Here is a 1800-nt window from a genome sequence, read left to right as displayed (position 1 = left end):
TAGACAAAACAGACTTAGAGCTACAACACGGAAAAGGAAATGTTGAACAAGGTGGTGGAAATTATAAAGAGACTAAGGATAAAATCCTTGATAATCAGGCTGCCAATCAGAAAGCCAACGAAAGTAGTAAATTTGGTGAATATGTAGCGAAAGAGCAACAAATTAATGCTGGTAAGGGGGCAAGTGCATCATCCAACCCAATTATTAACCCAGCAACAAATAAAGTTGTTACTGAACACATCATTGTATCATCAGGTAAAGCACCACATACCTCAACGCCAAACTCAATTTATGAGGTATCAAGAGCAGATGGTTCTAAAAGTGTAACTTATTATGATGCAAATGGTCGAACTTTTTCGCGTGAAGATTATGGACAAATTCATCCACACGGGCAAATGGAGCTAGGTTCTGACGGAAGAGTAGTTCCTCATGAACATAAAATAACATACAATGATAAAGGATTTGTAACTGGTAGATACTATAGAAAACTAAGCTCCAATGGAAAACCTATTGGTGATTGGATTAAGGAGAAATAAATGAATAATTATATTATCGGTTATCTCACAGGGATTAACTATAACAATAGTAAATCAATATTAGAAAAGATAGCGATTAAATATGGTATTGGTTTAAAGGAAATTTTACCAGAACAATTGTTTCAATTTACAGATAAATATCTACCAGATAAAAATGACACTAATTTTATTTTTTCAATGAGCGATTGCCCCGATTGTGAAGAAGCTGATTATTTAATTGATTATTTGGATTATGCTCCAGAGATGCAAAGTAAATTTCCTCCATTAGGAAGAGATCGTTTACAAATTTTAATCAGTATATTAGAAGAAATGGTGATTAAGACAAAATGTTCAAAACTTGTGATATCTTTGACTGACTCAGGCTATATTTATTCTTATAAAGTCATAAAATTTGCTGAAATATCAAAAACATTATTTTTGGATTTTGAATTAAACCAAGGTGCACCTGACACACTTTATGAAATTATATGCTAATAGAATTACTCATATATTTCTTATTTTGATAAATTAAAAATTTTATTGAACAGATTAAATCATCAAATCAAGTTCAATACTCAACTTGCCCTGTTCAATCTTAATGATAACAGGGCTACCTGCATAAAAGCCTATCTGCTCCAATGCTTCTACCTTAATCGTTAGTGTAGTTTGGGTTAGCTTTTTGCGCCTTGTAATATTTTTAGCTTAATAGATAATTTTGAATACGGCAAAGCACATTCTTTTTCTTTCTCCTACAAAAGTCCTAAAAATAAAGACAATAACTTTCCCTTCCCTTTATTTATTACAAGATTCCAAATTAAACAATATAGCTCGTCAACCAACAACATTAGTCGCTGATAAGCTGGTCTATTTATCTGCCGACAATGATATCAATCTTCTTTCCAGTACCCGTACATAAATCCGTGGTAATAATGCCGTAAAGGGACCTACTGCCAACCAACCATTAGACAAAACAGACTCAGAGCTACAACACGGAAAAGGAAATGTTGAACAAGGTGGTGGAAATTATAAAGAGACTAAGGATAAAATACTGGATAACCAAGCTGCCAATCAGAAAGCAAATGAAAGTAGTAATTTTGGTGAACATGTAAAAAATGAAAATAAGCTGACTGAAAATTGGAATAATACCAATCAGGCGCACAATGCTTCAAATAAACAAAAATTAAAAGAAGATTTATCAAGTGAAAATCTACAAAACATAGCTAAAAAAGATCCTAGATTAAATGCTGTAGTTAACGGTCATAATGGAAAATTAAATTATGGTATT

At 32.3% G+C, this 1800-nt stretch carries 1 protein-coding gene and 1 pseudogene; both read left to right on the top strand.

The annotated features are described in order from the left end of the window. Positions 1–536, top strand: a pseudogene (locus J3U42_RS12180) (hypothetical protein); the annotation flags it as partial. Further along, complete coding sequence (locus tag J3U42_RS12175; protein ID WP_267336599.1) at positions 537–1010, top strand: hypothetical protein; 474 nt, start codon at positions 537–539, stop codon at positions 1008–1010. The last annotated feature ends 790 nt before the right edge of the window (positions 1011–1800 follow it).

The sequence above is a fragment of the Gilliamella sp. B2923 genome (assembly GCF_026536565.1).
In the GTDB taxonomy this organism is placed as follows: domain Bacteria; phylum Pseudomonadota; class Gammaproteobacteria; order Enterobacterales; family Orbaceae; genus Gilliamella.
This window is presented reverse-complemented; position numbering and strand designations above follow the sequence as displayed.

Excerpts from the sequence above, each read along its gene's own strand:
- J3U42_RS12175 (WP_267336599.1), top strand. The coding sequence starts at position 537 with ATGAATAATTATATTATCGGTTATCTCACAGGGATTAACTATAACAAT.